The sequence below is a fragment of the Caballeronia terrestris genome (assembly GCF_001544515.1).
In the GTDB taxonomy this organism is placed as follows: Bacteria; Pseudomonadota; Gammaproteobacteria; order Burkholderiales; family Burkholderiaceae; genus Caballeronia; species Caballeronia terrestris.
This window is the reverse complement of the sequence record NZ_FCOL02000303.1, coordinates 1-2,071: the sequence shown is the minus strand read 5'-3', so window position 1 is coordinate 2,071 and position 2,071 is coordinate 1. Positions and strand designations below refer to the sequence as shown.

2 protein-coding genes are annotated in these 2,071 nt (G+C 57.2%); one reads left to right on the top strand and one right to left on the bottom strand.

The window, feature by feature from the left end:
* Positions 1 to 466: LpxL/LpxP family acyltransferase (locus AWB67_RS36830; RefSeq protein ID WP_445344256.1), on the top strand; the 466-nt coding region annotated here is incomplete at its 5' end.
* Between the two features lie 605 nt (positions 467 to 1,071).
* On the opposite strand, the gene AWB67_RS36820 is transcribed toward AWB67_RS36830, so the two are convergent.
* Positions 1,072 to 1,368, bottom strand: a complete 297-nt coding sequence (locus tag AWB67_RS36820) for an HU family DNA-binding protein (protein ID WP_087660741.1) — start codon at positions 1,366 to 1,368, stop codon at positions 1,072 to 1,074.
* Between the last annotated feature and the right edge of the window lie 703 nt (positions 1,369 to 2,071).

Here is a 2,071-nt window from a genome sequence, read left to right as displayed (position 1 = left end):
GTATACACGCATGTCGAACGCAAGCCTGTGCGACCTAGCTAAGCGACAACGCGGCAGATTTGGCGCAGAGATGATCGAGCGCTCAACGAGCGCCCGAAAGATCGTGGGACTACTGCGCTCGGGCAAACCAGTCATGCTCGCAGCGGACATGGATCACGGCATTGAGAACTCTGTTTTTGTCCCATTCTTTGGCGTTCCCGCCTGCACGCTCACTTCAGTTTCCCGACTCGCAAGACTGGGCCATGCGCGGGTTGTACCGTTCGTGACCGAGGTGTTGCCAAACTACCGAGGATATAGGCTGACAGTCTTCGAACCGTTGGACGACTTCCCATCCGAAAACGATGCGGTTGACGCGCGTCGAATGAATGCGTTTCTTGAAACCCAGATTCTGAAAATTCCGGAACAGTACTACTGGGTACATCGACGTTTTAAGCATCGCCCACCGGGAGAGGCAGCAGTGTATTGATCACGTCCTTTTGCCAGCAAACGGCCGACCCCATTGAACGATGGCGTCATGCGCCGACGAGGGTACGAAGTTTGGCTAACAAGCGGGCCCGTGCTGGGGAACGCGAATCACTACGGCAAGCCCGGCGGGCGCGTATACACGTAGGACCGACGGGGGGCATCTTCCCGCTTCTGATCCGATATGCCCTCGCAGTGTTTGCTGCGAGGAAATCCTGTACGAGCTGCAACCACTCCGCGCCTGTGCGGTGGATTTTCAGTAAAAGCTCAGCGACGAATGGCGTTACCCAGACAGGCGGCGGCTTCGCTATGATGGTGTCATTAATAAACCCAGTTTAATGATCCCCGCCTCATGACCGCCCTTCCCCTTCGTGTGCGTTTGAAACGTAGACCGGTGCGTGGCGCGCTTCCTCGTTATCACAATCGTATCGTCGGAGTGCTTGGACAAGCACGTGGTCAGCGGGTAACGATTCGCTCATTCCACGCGGACGGCGTCGAACGCCGAACCGGCGTGGGACGGATCAAACTGTTATCGTTGAATGGCCAATCGTTTTATCCTGGGATTGCGTCCCAGGATACAGGCGGTAGGTCGGCGCCGGGTGACCTCCCTTACTGATTGACCGCGTCCTTGAAGGCCTTGCCGGCCGTGAATTTTACGGTTTTCGTGGCGGCGCTCTTGATCGTTTCACCGGTCTTCGGGTTACGTCCGGAACGGGCCGCGCGAGCACCGGTCGCGAACGTGCCGAAGCCCATCAACTGCACACTGTCGCCTGCTGCAACGATTTTTGAGACGACGCCGAGCATTGCATCAATCGTCTCGGCGGCTGCGCTCTTGCCGACGCCTGCTCCCGACGCAACTGCATCGTGCGCTCGTGCGGACTCTTTACGATCGGTGAGCCGAGACAGGAAGCCATCGATCCTTAAGCGAGAAGCACTGACGCATTCATTTTCCGCATCACTCGAAATACCGACGCGTGGACGTTTTGCGATAGGCAGGTCGCACGGAGATAGCCAAGTTCGGGGACCACAACCTCCAATCAAGGCGAGCCAGACGGTTTGGGCAGCGATACCACCTGACGAAACCGGCCTAAATGAATGCTAGAGGAGCGTCGCTTACGTCACCATTCACTGCGCGCCGCGAACGTGCTCCTCGTCTCGGCTTCGCGTAGACACTGAAGCAGCGCCGCAAAAAAAGCGCGTCGGTCCTGGGTTTGTGGTTCGTCATTGCTTGTCACCTTGTTTTGCCACGATAGTGACCCGGTGACGATTTTTACTTAGCGCGGCCTTACCAACCTGACGATAATCTCTCGCCGCCAAGACGACCCGCTTAAGATGCCGAGACATTAAGACAAAGTGCCGCCGCTCGGTGCCGAGCGCGACCGGCTCACGAGATTTGCATCACAGCCCTCGAAAGCGCTCCTCGTCGAAAGAAAAAAATGTCCCACGCGACAAGCAATACGCGAAGTTGCGGCGTCACAAGCGTTAGAATGACCGCGCACGACCATGACCGTTAGACACAATGATCGCGCGCTTTAAGAAGTGCTTGACATCAAACTTTCACGCCGCGCCAGGCGCCGCCCTTCCCGCCAGGCCAACTTGGTCTATCAGG